The sequence below is a fragment of the Leptothoe kymatousa TAU-MAC 1615 genome, from assembly GCF_018739865.1.
GTDB classification, from domain to species: domain Bacteria; phylum Cyanobacteriota; class Cyanobacteriia; order Phormidesmidales; family Phormidesmidaceae; genus Leptothoe; species Leptothoe kymatousa.
The window spans coordinates 22,859-40,065 of the sequence record NZ_JADOER010000002.1 but is presented as its reverse complement, the minus strand read 5'-3'; the positions used below and the strand labels follow the sequence as shown (position 1 = coordinate 40,065).

The following is a 17,207-nucleotide window of genomic DNA, read 5'->3' as shown; positions in this document are numbered from 1 at the left end:
TTAAGGGGGGTAGAGCATGGCAATATCCTCCATGCCTAAGCCCCTGACCGCCCAGTTGGGCAACCGGCCAACGCCCCTGTATTTTGGGCTTTTCATTGCAGGGGTTCTCATGGGTCTGTGGCCCCTGTGGCCCTTAGCCTGGGTAGCCCTAGTGTTGCTATGGTGCGTCATCCATCAGGAGGCTGGGTTACAACGCAGTGCGGTCAGTGCGCTGATATGGGGGGTGGGCTACCAGGGCACCATGCTGACCTGGATACTACATCTGCATCCAATGATGTGGCTAGGGATTCCCTGGTTGGGCAGTATTGCGATCGCACTCTTCGCCTACACATTTGTCACCCTTTGGGGTGCGGGCATTGCGGTTGCTTGGGCCGTGGCCATGGCCGCGCTGCAAAAATTCAGCCCCTTAGGCCCCGTGGCGCGAGTCTTGATCGGCACCGTTCTATGGTGTGCGGTGGAGGCCATATGGAGCATTAGCCCACTGTATTGGACGTCATTGGCCATGACCCAAAGCCCCGGAAACTTAGCCATCCTCCACCTGGCCAGACTGTCGGGGCACCTCACCATTACCGCCGCCATTGTGGCGGTGAATGGACTACTCGCCGCCGCGCTAACGCGCCCAAGGGCACGACCCTGGCTTGGGGCGGCGGTCGGGATATTTGCGATCGCGCATCTCACGGGTTGGGGGCTATACCAACAACCGTTACAAGATGCATCAGCCCAAGCCATCAAAATTGGCATCATCCAAGGCAACATCCCCAGTCGCGAAAAACTCACATTTGCCGGCATTCGCCGCGCCGATGATCGCTACTTAAGCGGCTACCGCCAGCTAGTGGCCGCCGGTGCCGACGCCGTCCTCACGCCAGAGGCCGCCATTCCAAAACAATGGAATCCCAACACTAGCCTGTTTAAAACTGCCGTCGAACAAACCGGTATTCCCCTATGGTTAGGCACATTTACCAAAACGAACGACCGCTCTAACCACCTCCACCAAAGCCTGCTGGCCATTGCCCCCACGGGCATCAGTCAGTACAACAAAATCAAACTTGTTCCCCTCGGAGAATATATTCCCTTGGAAGCTGTGCTTGGAGAGTTCATCAGTAAGCTCTCATCCATTGGTAGCAGTTTATTGCCAGGCAGCCTCAACCAACGGTTTGACACCCCCTTCGGTCAAGCCGCTGTGGGTATCTGTTACGACTCTGCCTATGGTTGGATTTTTCGTCATCAGGTTGCCCAGGGGGGAGAGTTTATTCTCACGGCGTCTAACAACGACCCTTACCCCCCCCGGATGATGGCCCAGCACCACGGCCAGGATGTGATTCAAGCAATTGCCACCGATCGGTGGGCCGCCCGCAGCACCAATACGGGCCTATCCTCCGTTGTAGATCCCCACGGGCACACCCAGTGGAAATCCATCCCCCAAACATTTGCCACCCAAATCGAAACGATTTATCGCCGCCAGACCCAAACACCCTACGTCCGCTGGGGCAATTGGTTAGTGCCCCTAGGTTTGGTCATCAGCCTGGGCTGGCTTTCTCTGCGGCCCCGGCCAGATCCATGACCCACCGGAGCAAACACCTTTGTAATATGGACCATAGCCGTTAACCACTAGGGCGCTGCCATGAAATCGTTTGAAACAAGCATCAACATTGCCTGTCCTGGGGCAGATATCTGGGCGGTGTTAACCGATGCCACGACCTACCCAGAATGGGCGGCGGGCACCCACCGACTGGACGGGGAAATCGTCCATGGGGGAGTTTTAAAGCTGTTTACGGTCTCAAAACCTCGGCAGCCAATGATTTTGCGGGTGACTGCCCTGGCCGCCCCCTCCACATTTACCCTCAGCGGCGGCTTACCCTTTGGGCTATTTCGGGGCGATCGCACATTTACCCTCACACCCAAGCCAGATGGCAGCACCCAGTTCCATATGCGTGAAGTATTTACCGGTCTTCTAGAACCCCTAATCGGCCGGATGCTCCCCGACCTCACCCCATCCTTTGAAGCCTATGCGGCTGGACTAAAGCAAAAATGTGAAGGCCAGTGAGCGATGCCATTGCCCCCACGTACCGACGAAATCGAAACCATCGCCAGACAACTAATGCAAGACCTGGCGGCAGATCCACAGCATGCCCCTGGCAATGTATATGGGATATTGCTGGCCACAAATAAACACGGCCAACGAGAACTACTCAAAGGATTTTCAGGGGAACTAAAGGGGCAAAATCATTGGCCAGGATGGGTGCCCCCCTTGTCCCATCGGGCAGAAATATGGCTAACGGAAGCCTATATTTTAGATACCCTGGCCCAGCTCAAAACCCAGCTTATTGCCTTAAGTCAGCGGCCTGGACGTACGGAACACCAACAAATACTAACAACGTACCAAAAACAATTAGAACAGCTAAAGGCCCACCATCAAACCCGAAAAACCTGTCGAGCTATCACCCGGAGGAACTATTACAGCAGCCTTAAGGGCGATGCCCTCATCCAAGCTCTCCTAACGCTTGATCAAGAAAGTCAGCAGGACAATCTTCAATATCGTCGCCTCAAACAAGAACGCAACCAGGCCCTGACCCCACTGCATGGCGAAAGTCTCCAAGCCGAGCAACAGCTCAAGGCACTCAAAAAGCAATACACCACAATTGCCAAAACGTGGCAAGCTCAACTGCAAGCGGCCTATGGGGCTGAACTAGCGGGCAAAGAATATGCGTTAGACCTGGGGGCCTCGATCAATTGCGCGGCAGCCTCCATCTGCCAACGCGCCGCGGCCAAACTATTGCACTATGCAGCCAGCCATAGCCTAGAGCCCGTGGCCATGGCAGAATTTGGCTGGACCCAATCGACAGGCACGTTGGTCCAGGGCGAATTCTATGGCCCATCGGCCAAAGAGCGTCAATGGCTCGAACAACTGGCTACGATGCCCACTGGCACAACGGCCATAGCGCCAACGCCCCTGGCTGTTCTATATCACGATGAGGCCCTAGTGGTGGTGGATAAACCCGCCGGGCTACTGTCTGTGCCCGGCAGACGATATCGGCACCAAGACAGCGCCCTCAGTCGATTGCGCTACCAGTTAGGGCCCGATTTCCTCCAGCCCGTACATCGCCTAGATCAGGCCACGTCTGGCATTCTGGTGTTCGCACTTGCTGCGACGGCCCACAGGGCCCTAAGCCAGCAGTTTGCCCAGCACAGGGTACACAAAACCTACGAAGCGATCCTAAGCCAGCCCATTGCCCTCGATCGGGGCACCATTGACCTCCCCCTGTGGGGCAACCCGGAGGAACGGCCCAAGCAATCGGTCAATGTAGAGCACGGCAAACCCAGCGTTACCCACTTTCAGGTACTGCACCCAGGCCCCCAGCCCCGGCTCCAGTTTATGCCCCAAACCGGCCGCACCCACCAGCTACGGGTCCACGCGGCCCATGGCCAAGGGTTGAACTCGGCCATAGTAGGCGATGGCCTCTATGGACCGTCGCCCCAGGCAGGGCGACTACATCTCCATGCCACTGCGCTCAAGCTATACCATCCCATCAGCCAGGAGCCGCTGCACCTCACAAGTGCTGTGCCGTTCTAGCCCCTAGGTGGAACTATAGCCATCCGCTTCCAGTTCACGTAGGACTTCCTCTGCCAGGCTCTGGCCCCATTGCTGGCCCGCCATAAAACTCTCCTGCAGCACAATGGGCATCTTGGCATTAATCGCTCGTCCCACCTCCGTGCGGTTAAACTCGATTAAGGCGCTGATTTCTTCGACGGTAAAATACTTATCGTAGATTCTGGCCACTATTGCGTCGATTTCAGTGGGGTCCACCTTAGCCAAAAATCTCTCCCACCAATCATTAGGCACATTCGGGAAAGACTGTCGCATCGAGGCCACAACAAGATTCATGATTTGTCCATACTGATCTTTAGAGCTGGTTAACTCCAACAGCTCTTGGATCTGTTCAATCTTATCGGTCTGTACCTCGACGGGAGCTGCCTCGACGGGAGCTACCTCGACGGAGAACACTGGCTGTGCAATCGATAGAACCAGGGCGAGTGCGAAAAATAAACCAAGCACTTTCTTAGAAATTTTTTCCATAGTTCTAGGGTTGCAATGTTAGTTTTGAAAGTTTTTATAATGGGCGTCCCTTGCATCGTTCGCCATGGCCCCTGCAAACCTCCGTCCAGTAGTTCGCAGGGGCCATGGATGCGAAGCCAATAAAATCTACAGACCCAGTCGGCGGATTTCAGGATATGGGCCGTCGCGATCGCATCCCAAAGCCCCAATGCCAGATCCGGACCAAAGGGTCAAAAGCCTTGAACGATAGGCGACAGGGGCACTAAACTAAAACCCATCGCTAGCAAACGGCCCAAACCGTGAATCGATTAAAAAATTTGCGCGGGGGCGCACTGGTGAGCCTCGGCTATATGCTGTCCCCCCTATCGTGGTGGAACGATTTATTTTTTAACCTGCCCATTGCCCTGGTGTTCGGCTACGGGGTGAGCTGGTTCAACGGCAGCTGGTTTCTGCCAGGCACCATCGTGGGCTATTGGCTATCCAACGTGATCGGCATGGTGATGATGCAGTTCGGAGCCATCGACATTTTTATGCCAGAGACGCAGCGCAATATGCTCCGAGACAGCCTAATTGGCTGTGGCGGAGCCACCCTATATACCGCGGGTATCGCTGCCCTGATTTATTTTCACATTTTAGAAATGCCTGATTTTCTCACCGACCTACATCGCTAGAAATCAGCTTAGGGCAGACATCATGGCCTGTTGGGCCACACTTTGATACAAACTTGTAAAGTGGCCATTGATCACCTGGGCATCGCTGGCGGGTAAAGGCATGGGCCCCAACAGGTCCAAAACCGTTTGCTCTGCCGGGGTGATTACCACCAAAGAAGAGTCGAGGGCATCGTCATAGTCCCAAAAGTTCTCCAGGTTCAGGGTTTGAGACTTAGGTTCCGCCGCAACAACAACAATCTCTTCCGCGTCATCAACCACAGTTTCCACAGGGTTTTCTGCCACCTGTTGTTTCCGTTTTTCACGGATAGCTTCAATGATTTGTTCCTTGGTGCGCCCCCGCAGCTGAAAGAGCACAAAGGGCTCTTCTCGGAATGCGTCTGCCAGCTGGTAGTACACAGCCGCAATGTGCTTACAAGGGTTTTTGGGATCGGGACAGTTGCACTTGGAATGTACATCCGCCAAGGTAAAGGGAAATAGGCTAAGGCCGTTGGCGGTAAAGACACTTTCAATGTCAGCGGGCATTTCCCCCGCTAGCAACTGAGCTGAGTAAAGGGCCTTTTGGGCCAGGGTATCGATGACAAAATCCCAGTCTTCATCGGCAAATCGATCAATCCAGATCGATAGCTTGTAGGGTTCATCAGCGGTGCCCTGCACTGAAGCATGCACCTTGGAGTCGGTGAAGTCTAGCCGCAGAATGTGTCCCTCCCGGGCATAGCGCCGCCCCCGCTCCAGCCGCTTTTTGAAGCGGTAAGAGTTAAGCAAATCCACCCACTGCTGGACCCACCAGGTTTCGGAGTCGAGTTCGTAGGGATTGGGTGCGGCTTGGTAGGAGGTCATGGGGAGGCAAACGGTAGAAGTTGTGGGGAAAGACGGATGGCAGATATCAACTTTAGACAAGAAATTTTGGCGAGGCCAAAGTTCGGAATTTTGCGTTCAGAATTCGGAATTTGGTGATTAGGACCTACTCGGGAATTTTGCTCATTTTTTCCAGGTCCAGCACTTCATTTAGTTTATCTTCTGGCATCAGATTTTTTTCTAACACAAGCTGACGCATGGACTTGCCAGTTGCTAAGGATTCTTTCGCAATGTCGGCGGCATTGAGGTAGCCAATGTGGGTGTTGAGGGCCGTCACCAGGGCGAGGCTACCCTCGGCAAACTCCCGACAGCGTTCTGGGCGAGCGGTGATGCCTGCCAGACAGCGCTGGTCGAGGGCGCTGATGGTGTTGCCTAAAATTTCGATGCTGTGGATCAGGTCGTAGGCGATCAGGGGCATCATCACGTTTAGCTCCAGCTGACCGGCTTGGGCAGCGCAGGCAATGGACTGATCGTAGCCCATGACTTGAAAACACACCATGGAGGTCATTTCGGCCATCACGGGGTTATATTTCCCCGGCATGATGGAAGAGCCGGGCTGCACCGGCGGGAGCTGGATTTCTTTGAGGCCGGTTTTGGGGCCAGAGTCTAGCAGGCGCAGGTCGTGGGAAATTTTCAGCAGGTCCTGGGCCACGTTGCGCAGGGCGCTGGATACGGAGACGAAGGGGGCCATACTTTGCATGGCGGCCATTAGGTGGGGGGCGCTGGTGAGGGGCTGGCCGGTGAACCCGGCCAGCAGTTCGGCCACGCGGAAACGATATTGGGGATGGGTGTTGAGGCCAGTGCCGGTGGCGCTGCCGCCGAGGCCCAACGGGCACAGGTCCTGGGCCGCGGTGCGCAGGCGGCGCAGGTGGTCGGTGAGGATAATTTCCCAGGCGCGGAAGCTTTCGCCGAGGCGAATGGGGACGGCGTCCTGCATGTGGGTGCGTCCGGAGCGCACTACGTCTTGGAATTCGGTGGCCTTGGTGTGCAACGTCGCGATCGCACCTTCCAAGGCCGGATATAGGGTATGCTCCAGCGCCAGCAACCCGCCGATGCGAATGGCGGTGGGAATCACATCATTGGTTGACTGGCCATAGTTGACATGGTCGTTGGGGCTGACGCGCTGGTAGTTGCCCTTTTCATCCCCCAGGATTTCTAGGGCTCGGTTGGCCAGCACCTCGTTGATGTTCATGTGGTGGGAGGTGCCTGCCCCCGCCTGGTAAACGTCCACAATAAACTGGTCCCGCAGTGCCCCTTTGAGGATTTCATCGGCGGCAGAGACAATGGCCTGGGATAGGTCGGTGGGGATACAGTCGAGTTCGCCATTTGCGATCGCAGCCGCTTTCTTAATTAGCAAACAGGCATCCACATAGGTGGGCAAAGGTTTCAGGCCGCTGATGGGAAAATTCTCCACCGCCCGCAGGGTTTGAATGCCGTAGTAGGCCGCCGAAGGAATTTCCTTTTCCCCCATGGAATCTTTTTCAATGCGGCTGGTGGAAGTAGTCATTAGCGCTGGTTCGATGGATGGTTAACTGGACCGATTTGGGCCAATGTTGATAGTAGCGGTTGAATGAATGTCTGTGCAGCCCCCGTAATATTCAGACGCACCATACCTATTCAGATCCAATCAGCTCCAACAAAACAGTTCAGACACACAATTCCGGTGGCGGCTCGCAGGTTAGGGTCAGCCCCTGGCCAGCCGGGTGCACAAACGATAGCTGGTGGGCATGGAGCCAATAGCCACAGTCGCTCGGGATGGCGGTAGATTCTGGGTGGGGCTGCCCCCCAGGCACATAGAGCGGGTCCCCCAGCAGCGGGTAGCCAAGGGCGGCCAAATGAATGCGAATTTGGTGCGGTCTGCCGGTGAGAATGGTCACATCCAGCAGCGTGGCATCGGCGCTGCGCCCCACCACCGCACAGTCGCTGTGAGCCTCTACCCCCTCAGCATTGGCCCCATAAACATAGCCCAGCTGGGGATAGGGAATTTTGCCAATGGGGTGGGTGATGGAAAACCGGTCCGATAAATTCTTGGTGGGGCCGATGAGGGTGCGATAGACCTTGCCCAGACGACGCTGGCGCAGTTGTTGGCTCAGGTGGGCGCGGGCCGCTTTCGTTTTCGCCAGCAGCATAATGCCGGAGGTGCCCCGCCCCAGGCGATGAATAGGAGACGCACTGGACGCACGCTGGCGCAGCTGCCACAGTAGGGTGTGGTGCAAAAAATTGCCGCCGGGGAGAACGGGCAGGCCCGAAGGCTTGTGGACCGCCAACAGCACGTCGTCTTCGTAGATAGTTTCAATGTCTAGGGGAACCGGGGGTTCTTCCCATGGGGGACGATGGTAGCTGAGGCGCTGTCCTGGGCTTAGGAATGTATCCGGTGGGGTGGGCTGATTATTGAGTAAAACCTGGCCCGCCTCAATGCGGTGCTGCCAGGTGGCTTGGCCAGAATGGCGATAGCGCTGGGTGTAGTAGTCGAGAACGGTCGTCGCTTGCTGACCTTTAGGCACAACGTCATGGTAAATCCAGCCATCATTAAACCTCGGAGGATGGGCATTCTCCACCCTCCGAGGTTCAAAATGCTGTTGGCTCGATGCGTTCAATCTTTCTAACGCGCTCTAACGCTTGAAAAGACCGCCAATGCTGCTTTTAACCTGGTCCGCAATGGCCTGCACACCACCGGCAATACCGGGTTTGGGCGGCACGGCCACGGTAATGGGCTCATCCTTGAAGGCCTTTACCCGATAGCCATATTCCAGGTTAGTTTTGTTCTTGCGCAAAATGGGGTAAATGCGAAACGCCCCCTGGAGCAGATCCTCTTCGCTAGCAAAAATCGCTCGATCAATATCCACGGACCGTTTCACCGAAACGACGCCCACCGGATACCACTGTTTTTTATCCTTAATGCGAATGTGCACCTCAAACTCAGGATCGCCAGATGAGCGGCGCTGGTCCATTTCTTGGGAGGCTTGCTTACGGCGCTGGGTGGATTCAGACACCTTGGGTTTCGGTTTCGCTTTGCCAAATCCAGTTGCCATTGGAATACCTCTTGAGGACTACACGTTATAAAAGTTTACATCGATTTAAGAAATGGGGCATCGGTATGCACGGCGTCGATGGCTGCTAAGCGATCGCACCTGGTAGGGTGAAGCCATCATCTACCCGGTCCAAGTCGTTGAATTCAAACCCTGGTCTGCTCTACGCCCTGTTTGCCTATGGTGCCTGGGGGCTTTTCCCCATCTACTGGAAGTTCTTTAAGGCGGTTTCTCCCATTGAGGTACTCAGCCATCGCATGCTGTGGTCTGTAGTATTTTTGGGCCTGATTTTAACTCTCCAGAATCGCCTGGCCGAACTGCGCAAACTGCGCCGCCGTCAGGTGCTGTGGTTAGTGGCCACCGCCCTACTATTGAGCTGCAACTGGGGGCTATATATCTATGGTGTGAATACGGACCGGGTGGTGGAAACCAGCCTGGGGTATTTCATTAATCCCCTGGTGTCGGTGCTGTTAGGGTTTCTCGTGTTGCGCGAGCGGCTGCACCGAGGACAGCAGATCGCCGTGGTCCTGGCGACCATCGGCGTCGGTTACTTTGTCTGGCAGTTTGGGGCGGTGCCCTGGATCGCCCTGGGGTTAGCGGCCACCTTTGCCCTCTATGGTTTGTTGCGCAAGATTGTTACGGTTTCCCCCATGGTGGGGCTAACGGTGGAAACCGCACTAATGACTCCGGTGGCCCTACTGATCATTGGTTACTGGGGCATCCAAGGAACTGGGGGCTTTGGCAGCACCCCCGGCTTAACCTTGTTATTTATGGGGGCGGGCATCGCCACCTCCATGCCGTTGTTATGGTTCAACAATGCGGCCCAACGTTTGTCCCTGGCCACCCTGGGCTTTTGCCAGTATGTGGCCCCCTCGTTTCAGCTCATGTTGGGGGTGTTTCTATACCAAGAAGAGTTTACCCAAACCCATTTGGTCAGTTTTGGGTTGATTTGGATGGCGCTGGTGATTTATTCCTATACGTCTTGGACGAGAGCTAGTAAAACGTTGGCAAAAGGCTAGCACAAGCCATCGGGTGATGTTGGCTGCGACTCCGCTCAGCAAAAGAGATAGCCTAGCTCTTGCACCAAGTCGGTTTTGAGCCTTAAACCCACGTTGGATTCAAAATCCAGCGCTAATTGAGGGCTGTCCACTAAAGGGACAAGCTTGGATTACAGGCTCTAAATGTAACTCTTTCAGAGATGCTCTAGCCCCATGGAGTGGGTTTTAATTCGATTAGCCTTGGAACTTTGAGTCCAAGGTGAGCCGTGCTTCATCACCAGAGGCAAGAGTTAAGATAGCCAACATCACGCTAAAAACCTTTTTTCTGGAGCTTTTCCAATTCTCGTTCAAGCAGTGCCTGGCTGTCCTCCGGTTTCCCCACCGATGGGGTGGCCTGGGCCCTAAGCACCCATTGCTTCAACAGTTTGCACTGGGCCTTGGCAATGTTAAATTTACAAATTTCCACCACCGCATTGGGAGGCCGTTGGGAGAACAGCAGGGCATGGTAAGCCATGGCATCGCTCAGCTGCCATAGGAATTTGCGATCGCCATTTTTCTTGGGGTGCAAATAGTTGGCCCACCAGCTATAGCCATGGGTGCTGCTATAAAACGCCGTCACCCATAGCACCATGGGATAGGGGTGCATGGTACACAAAAATGTATTGTAGCGCGTACTATTGGCCCGCTGGGTAATCTCCTGGGCAGACAACTTCAGCCATAGGGTGGCGAGGGGCTTTTCATCATCCAACAACAACATTTTGGGCAGGGGATTCTCCAGGTCGGCCGCGTTTTTCTGGGGCCAGGTTTGCGATCGCAAAAACCAATCCACATCAGGTCCCACCTCACTGGGGGGCGGCGTGGGCAAGGTCCCATGGGTATCCTCAGAAAACTGAAACGACAATGGCTTGCTAGGGGTCACCCCATCCCGCTGCAACGCCATCAGGGTCGTCAAGATTTCATCTACACTCTCAGGCCGCCGACTACGATTTCTAGAAAGGCAACTCATCACCAAATCACTCACCCCATTGAGTAATTTAGGGGACGTTCCCAACGGAATAATCGACTTTAACGGCCTTGGGGCATAGGTGGTGTGGGCCTTATGCCAGCCACCAAACGTATTGCGCCGGGGCTGATACGGCAAGGCCCCGGTCAACATTTCGTACATGGTAATGCCCAGGCTATAAATGTCGGTGCGATAGTCTAACTCCTGACCATCCATCTGCTCCGGGGACGAATAGGCCATGGTCCCCATAAAATTAATCTCATCGACTTTGCGGCCCTGGAGAAGTTTCGCAATACCAAAATCCAGCACCTTCACCAATTCCCCCGACGAGGCCTTAGTCACCAAGATGTTGCTAGGTTTAATATCCCGGTGAATAATCGGCACCAGCCTATCGTTAAATAAAATGCCGTCGTGGGCCGCCTTGAGCGCGATGCACGTTTGGCGGGCCAATTCCAAAAAGCGAGGAATATCCAAAGGCTGGGGACGAATCAACTGTCGGATATTCTTACCCGCCAGATATTCCATCACATAAAACGGCTGGCCTTCCTGGGTAAACTTTTGATCAATAACCCGCACCACATGCATACACTTCTGGCCCAGCAGGGCAGAAATAGTAGCCTCGATTTGAAATTGCTTAACGCTCCTATCATTAAGCACATCCTGGGACAACAGCTTGACCGCAACCGACACATCACCTAGCACCCTATCCTTAGCCAGGTAAACGGTGCCCATTGCCCCTTGCCCAACGGATTTAATCAGTTCATAACGATTGGCCAATATGCGACCCAAGTTTCCGTCTGTCATGGCAGCCTATGGAGATGAACCAGCGTGCCGATCCATCCCCACGACTCTCTCCCAAAGACGTTATCCAAAACATCCGCAAAAGTGTTAGTCATGGTCTAAATCAGCAACAGCGATGCACTTAAACGCAGGATCACAAAGCATTTTTAGCCCACGCACGTTATCAAGAACGCCGTCGGGCTAATCTACCGGCCACGGTGACCTGCAAAATGCGATGGGGCCTAGCCCGTAGTCGGACACTTATTACTACTGACGCCTGGGTTTATTTTCCTTACAAAAATAAGGACTTCGCCGATCCTCACCATGATTTCATCTGTAAAATCCAGGGCAGCCATGGCTGATTTTCATAGCCAAATCTCTTAGATCTGCAATAACACTGGAAATATCAATTACTCGCGATGGGTAAGCGTTTCCCCAAATACCCTAAACTCATCAACAAATATTAGTCAGTAGCCACCATGGGCTTTATTTGAGCTTTAAGAAAAACGCCCGCTGTCTCGATCAACGGCATTGTCATAGGTATGACCATAACGGCCTTTAACTTTCTCAACAGGAGGTGGGTAGTCCTAGAAAAATGCGCCATAGTCTTAGGCATGGCCAGTGTGGAGCACAAACAGGAGCGGCGCAAATGGGAGTCAATCTAGGTCGATTTTTTCGAGCGTGTAACCCGAGTAAAACGCTCAATCTCACATCCCCCGACGATGGCAAATACTACATCGACTTCTCGGACGTGCGGGGCAGCGACCTGGTGCGAGAGCTCAAGCGCACCATCACCTTTTCCGACCAGGAACCCACCTGCCAGCTCTTTACCGGCCACATCGGCTGTGGCAAATCCACGGAGCTCTCCCGCCTGCGCCAGGAGCTAGAGGCCGACGGCTACCACGTGGTCTATTTCGAATCCACCGACGACCTGGACATGGGGGATGTGGACATCAGCGACATTCTGCTGGCCATCGCCAAACAGGTGAGCAAAAGTTTAGAAGCCGCCCGCCTGCGTCTGGAGCCCAATAAATTTCAGAACCTGCTCAAGGGCGCCGCCGACCTGCTAAATTCCGAGGTCACCGGGCTCAAGGTAAAAATTCCCGAAGTGGCTGGTCTGAAGGTGGCAGACGAAGTGGGCCTAAGTGCCGAAGATGGCACCTACTCCCTGGCCTTTGGCATCGGTGAGCTAACCACCAAAGCCAAGGATAGTAAAGATGTGCGATCGCTCCTGCGCCAGCACCTGGAACCGCGCATCAACTCCATCCTAGAAGTGATCAACAATGAGCTGATCGACACCGCCAACCAGCAGCTGCTGGACCAGGGCAAGGCCGGTCTAGTGGTGATCGTCGATAACCTGGACCGGGTGGACAACAAGCCCCGAGGCCAGGGCCGTCGTCAGCCCGAATACCTATTTGTGGACCGGGGCGACCAGCTCAAAAAGCTGCGGTGCCATGTGGTGTACACCGTGCCCCTGGTGCTTTCCTTTTCCAACGAACAGGAAAACCTCACCAACCGCTTTGGCAGTGCGCCCCAGGTCTTACCCATGGTGCGCACCCAAAACCGAGACGGCACCCCCTGCCAAGCGGGCATTGTCGCCCTGCGCCAAATGTTACTGGCCCGCGCCTTTCCAGAACTCACCACAGACGAAAGGCTGGGCCAAGTCGGCGCCCTATTCGACTCGCTGGAAACCCTGGACCGGCTGTGTATCGCCAGCGGCGGCCACGTGCGCAACTTACTCGTGCTCATTAGCTACTGCCTCAAAAAAGCCGATCCGCCCTTTAGCAGTGAACTGCTCGACCGGGTAATTAGCCTGCGCCTGAGCGACTTAACCAAGGCCATCGACTTCGAAGAATGGGACCTATTGCGGGAGGTGCACCGGACCAAGACCGTGCGGGGCGAAGGGGAATATCAGTCGTTGTTACGTAGCCTATTTGTGTTTGAATATCGAGATGCTGGACAAACCTGGTTTGCCCTCAACCCAGTGTTGCTTGATGCCGAGGAATTAAACCCTCATGCCTGAGACACCGCTACACCAAAATCAAGAAGCCCTAGACGAACTCTGTCGCTTAATGCGATTTTCCCAGGGCGAATTTGCCTTGATTTTGGCCGTATGCAACTCCACCAATCACCGCCAGATCCTGGTGAATCAACTGCGGCAACAGTGCCCCATCGGTTTCGATGAGATCACCCTGGCCCCCACCGCCAGCACCCTGTTTACCACCGTCAATGCCTACCTGCGCACCACAGCGGCCAGCCCCGATGCCCTTATGGTATATGGCCTGAGCGCCGTGGCAGATCCAGAACATCTGCTCACCGCCACCAACCAGATCCGCGAAGAGTTTCGTGAATTTGAGTTTCCCCTGATCCTGTGGCTCACCGACGACGACCAAAAACACCTAATCCGCACAGCGCCTGATTTTTACACCTGGGCCAACCCCATCACCTTCGACACACCGCCAGCATTTTTTCTCTCCTTTATCGATGAACTAATTGAAAACGTGTGGCAGCGGGTCACCCAGTCCCAGGAAAACAGATTTCTCACCACCCAGGATCTAGGTTTAACCGCTAACTCAGCCAACTACCGAGAACTAGAAACCAGCCTGGCCGCCTTATCAGGCAAAAATATTCAACTCTCCCCCGTGCAGGCGGCGGATCTAGAATTTGTTAAGGGACGCATCGCGGACAACAACAGCTCCGTTGCCCGTGAGCACTACGACTACAGCCTAGATCTATGGAAAGCCCTAGTCACCGGCAAAGATGATGATCCTGCGCACCAAGAAAAAATGGGCCATGTGCAGTTTTACATGGGCCTATGGTGGCGCAACTATGCCGAACGGTATCGACCAGATTTTGACCTGGCGTTTAATAATGCGCGTGAATATTTTTCAGCGGCCATAGAAACACTTGAAGGGATGGGGGAATTGGGCGCCAGGGATCCAGCCCCCTCCGCCTGCGGCATATCCACTGATCAAGGACCTTCACAAGGGGAGGACAATACCCATCAGACTCTCGCCAGGGGCCAAATTTTAGCGGCTAGATACCAAAACTACCTGGCAGAATCACTGCACCGGCTGGAAGCATGGGACGAGCTAGAGCTAGTGGCCACCAAGGCCAAAAGACTACACCAACAGTTGCAACATCCATTTCGGGTGGCCCGGGCGGAAGGGTTTCTGGCAGAGGTTGCCTTAGCCAAGGCCGACTGGCCAGGGGCACAACGCCATGCAGAACAGGCACTAACCCTAATCCAACCCGCCAACCCATCGCCCACCCAGCCAGACAAGGCTGAATTTTATCGCTGGGTCAACAGTTTTCATCGCAGTTGGTATTTGTTTTCCCTAGGAAAAGCCCAGTGTGAGCAAGGGCACCTGGACGCGGCTGTACCCACCCTAGAAGAAGCCAGAACCATCACCCAGCCAGACTATGACCCCCAGCTCTACAGCCTGATTTTAGCCAAATTGCAGCAGTGTTATTTTCAGCAGGGGCTATACCTACCCGCCTTCGAAACCCGACGGCAGCGGGATGCCATCGATAGTCGGTTTAACTACCGGGCATTTGTGGGGGCGGGGCGGCTGCAGCCCAAGCAGCAAATTGCCAACCCCGCTTTGCCGACGGAAACCCAGGACAAGGATGTGATTGTGGCCTCCGGGCGCAAGCAGGATGTACACACACTGGTGCAGCGTCTGGGCCAGGATGAGTATGTGCTGACCATTGTGTATGGCCCGTCGGGGGTGGGCAAAAGTTCGCTGATTGAGGCGGGGCTGGTGCCTGCCCTAGAGCAAGAACGCATCGACACACGGCGGGTGGTGCCGGTGTATCTGCGGCGCTATCGCAACTGGGTGGAGGACCTGGTGCAGCAGCTAGACGATTTAGAGGCGGGGGTGTCGGCCTATAGGTCGGATGTTTTTAGCTATCCGCCAGAGGTGTTGGATACGCAAGCAGACAGTGCGGCACCGGAACAGGAGATATTGCCCGCCAAGGTGCTGAGGCGGTTGAAGCACCACACGCACAAGAACCAGGTGCTGGTGCTGGTGTTTGACCAATTTGAAGAGTTTTTCTTTGAGTTTGAGCGCACGGCTGAGCGGCGGGAATTTTATGACTTTTTGGCAAATTGTTTGGGTACGCCCTATGTGAAGGTGGTGCTGTCGCTACGGGAGGACTATATCCACTACCTGTTGGAATGTGACCGGCTAACCAAACTGGATATTGTGGATAACAATATTTTGGATAAGAAGTGGCTGTATTATGTCGGCAATTTTAAGCCGGATGAGACGAAGGTTATTTTTAATGACCTGACCGATCCGACGCCCTATACGCCGGAACAGGACTTGGTGGATAAGGTGGTGGATGATTTGGCGGCGGGGGCGGGGGAGGTACGCCCCATTGAGCTACAGATTGTGGGGGCACAGCTACAGGCGGAGGGGATTACGACGCCAGAGGTGTATTACAACTGGGGCGACCCGCAGCAGCCGACGAAGGAGCTGTTGGTGCAGAAGTATTTGACGGATATTGTGGATGAGTGCGGTCCCCAGGAGCATCAGGATCTGGCGAATATGCTGCTGTATTTGTTGACGGATGAGAAGGGGACCCGTCCGTTAAAGACGGAATCGGATTTGGCAGATGATTTGAAGACGATGACAAATCGAGGGCTGGATCGGGATTTGTTGTCGTTGATTTTGAAGATTTTGACGGAGTCGGGGTTGGTGATGGAGGTGCCGGAAGCGCCGGAAGAACGGTATCAGTTGGTGCATGATTATTTGGCGGCGTTTATTCGGTCGTTGCAGCAGCCGTTATTGGTGCGGATTGAGGAAGAACAAAAGAAACGAGAAACAGCAGAACAGCGACAGATTGAAGAACAGAAAAAGCGATTGAAAGCGGAGCAGCGACAACGAAAGCAGGCCCAACTAGCAGCTGCAGGGTTAGCCGTCATCACCCTAGTTGCCGTGGGTGCTGCCAGTGTAGCTGGGATTCAGCAACGCAAAGCTGTGAAAGGAGAACGTAAAGCCGTCAATGCGGCACTATTGGCAGATAGGTTGACGATGCAAGCATATCTCAGCGCCAATCTAGAGAAAGATGCTGTTTTCCAAGCTGTACTCACTGGTCAAGCATTTGAGGCTGCTCGTAGCGACTATTTAGAAAAAGATACACGGTTTCGCATTAGCTCTAATATGCGAGAGGCTATATATGACGTTAAAGAGAGAGAACGACTAATAGGTCATAGCTCTAGGGTCAGCAGTGTGGCCTTCAGTCCCGATGGAGAGACCCTTGCCAGTGCCAGTGAAGACAACACCGTCAAGCTGTGGTCGAAAGACGGCGAGGAATTGAACACACTCAAAGGCCATAGCTCTAGGGTCTTGAGTGTGGCCTTCAGTCCCGATGGAGAGACCCTTGCCAGTGCCAGTGAAGACAACACCGTCAAGCTGTGGTCGAAAGACGGCGAGGAATTGAACACACTCAAAGGCCATAGCTCTAGGGTCTGGAGTGTGGCCTTCAGTCCCGATGGAGAGACCCTTGCCAGTGCCAGTTCCGACAACACCGTCAAGCTGTGGTCGAAAGACGGCGAGGAATTGAACACACTCAAAGGCCATAGCTCTAGTGTCAGGAGTGTGGCCTTCAGTCCCGATGGAGAGACCCTTGCCAGTGCCAGTTCCGACAACACCGTCAAGCTGTGGTCGAAAGACGGCGAGGAATTGAACACACTCAAAGGCCATAGCTCTAGGGTCTGGAGTGTGGCCTTCAGTCCCGATGGAGAGACCCTTGCCAGTGCCAGTGAAGACAACACCGTCAAGCTGTGGTCGAAAGACGGCGAGGAATTGA

13 protein-coding genes are annotated in these 17,207 nt (G+C 54.5%); 7 read left to right on the top strand and 6 right to left on the bottom strand.

The features are described 5' to 3' along the window. The first annotated feature begins 16 nt into the window (after positions 1–16). Genes lnt through IXB28_RS00585 form a run of 3 tightly spaced genes read left to right on the top strand, consistent with a single transcriptional unit; the run spans position 17 to position 3,571 of the window. Positions 17–1,561 (top strand): apolipoprotein N-acyltransferase, encoded by a 1,545-nt coding sequence (gene lnt, locus IXB28_RS00595; protein WP_215616603.1) that lies wholly within the window; start codon positions 17–19, stop codon positions 1,559–1,561. A gap of 60 nt (positions 1,562–1,621) precedes the next feature. Beyond that, a complete protein-coding gene (locus IXB28_RS00590; protein WP_215616602.1) occupies positions 1,622–2,044 on the top strand; it encodes an SRPBCC domain-containing protein in 423 nt (140 codons plus the stop codon). A 3-nt stretch (positions 2,045–2,047) separates the two neighbouring features. Then, positions 2,048–3,571 (top strand): RluA family pseudouridine synthase, encoded by a 1,524-nt coding sequence (locus tag IXB28_RS00585; RefSeq protein WP_215616601.1) that lies wholly within the window; start codon positions 2,048–2,050, stop codon positions 3,569–3,571. 3 nt (positions 3,572–3,574) lie between these two features. Here IXB28_RS00585 and IXB28_RS00580 read toward each other — a convergent pair whose 3' ends face one another. Next, entirely contained in the window at positions 3,575–4,075 is a 501-nt protein-coding gene (locus IXB28_RS00580) for a DUF2059 domain-containing protein (RefSeq protein WP_215616600.1), read from the bottom strand. Positions 4,076–4,404: 329 nt separating this feature from the next. On the opposite strand from IXB28_RS00580, the gene IXB28_RS00575 reads away from it, so the two are divergent. Further along, entirely contained in the window at positions 4,405–4,725 is a 321-nt protein-coding gene (locus tag IXB28_RS00575; protein WP_216862934.1) for a hypothetical protein, read from the top strand. A 3-nt stretch (positions 4,726–4,728) separates the two neighbouring features. Here the strand turns inward: IXB28_RS00575 and IXB28_RS00570 are convergent, their stop codons facing one another. From IXB28_RS00570 to IXB28_RS00555, 4 genes are all read right to left on the bottom strand, one after another. Continuing rightward, a complete protein-coding gene (locus IXB28_RS00570) occupies positions 4,729–5,562 on the bottom strand; it encodes an SWIM zinc finger family protein (RefSeq protein WP_215616598.1) in 834 nt (277 codons plus the stop codon). Positions 5,563–5,686: 124 nt separating this feature from the next. Continuing rightward, positions 5,687–7,087 carry an aspartate ammonia-lyase gene (locus IXB28_RS00565; protein ID WP_215616597.1) on the bottom strand — a complete coding sequence of 467 codons (1,401 nt, stop codon included), beginning with the start codon at positions 7,085–7,087 and terminating at the stop codon, positions 5,687–5,689. A 139-nt stretch (positions 7,088–7,226) separates the two neighbouring features. After that, complete coding sequence (locus tag IXB28_RS00560; protein WP_326520904.1) at positions 7,227–8,084, bottom strand: RluA family pseudouridine synthase; 858 nt, start codon at positions 8,082–8,084, stop codon at positions 7,227–7,229. A gap of 108 nt (positions 8,085–8,192) precedes the next feature. After that, on the bottom strand, positions 8,193–8,612 hold the full coding sequence (locus tag IXB28_RS00555) for an HHL1-like protein (RefSeq protein ID WP_215616596.1): 420 nt from the start codon (positions 8,610–8,612) through the stop codon (positions 8,193–8,195). 107 nt (positions 8,613–8,719) lie between these two features. On the opposite strand from IXB28_RS00555, the gene rarD reads away from it, so the two are divergent. Beyond that, positions 8,720–9,628, top strand: coding sequence for an EamA family transporter RarD (gene rarD, locus IXB28_RS00550; RefSeq protein WP_326520903.1), 909 nt, complete (start codon positions 8,720–8,722; stop codon positions 9,626–9,628). A gap of 289 nt (positions 9,629–9,917) precedes the next feature. Here the strand turns inward: rarD and IXB28_RS00545 are convergent, their stop codons facing one another. After that, on the bottom strand, positions 9,918–11,414 hold the full coding sequence (locus IXB28_RS00545; RefSeq protein WP_215616595.1) for a serine/threonine protein kinase: 1,497 nt from the start codon (positions 11,412–11,414) through the stop codon (positions 9,918–9,920). A gap of 625 nt (positions 11,415–12,039) precedes the next feature. Here IXB28_RS00545 and IXB28_RS00540 point away from each other — a divergent pair. Together IXB28_RS00540 and IXB28_RS00535 are read left to right on the top strand one after the other, a co-directional pair. Beyond that, entirely contained in the window at positions 12,040–13,413 is a 1,374-nt protein-coding gene (locus tag IXB28_RS00540) for an AAA family ATPase (protein WP_215616594.1), read from the top strand. Next, positions 13,406–17,207, top strand: a 3,802-nt coding sequence (locus IXB28_RS00535) for an nSTAND1 domain-containing NTPase (protein WP_326520902.1), incomplete at its 3' end; no start/stop codon positions are given. The genes IXB28_RS00540 and IXB28_RS00535, both read left to right, overlap by 8 nt.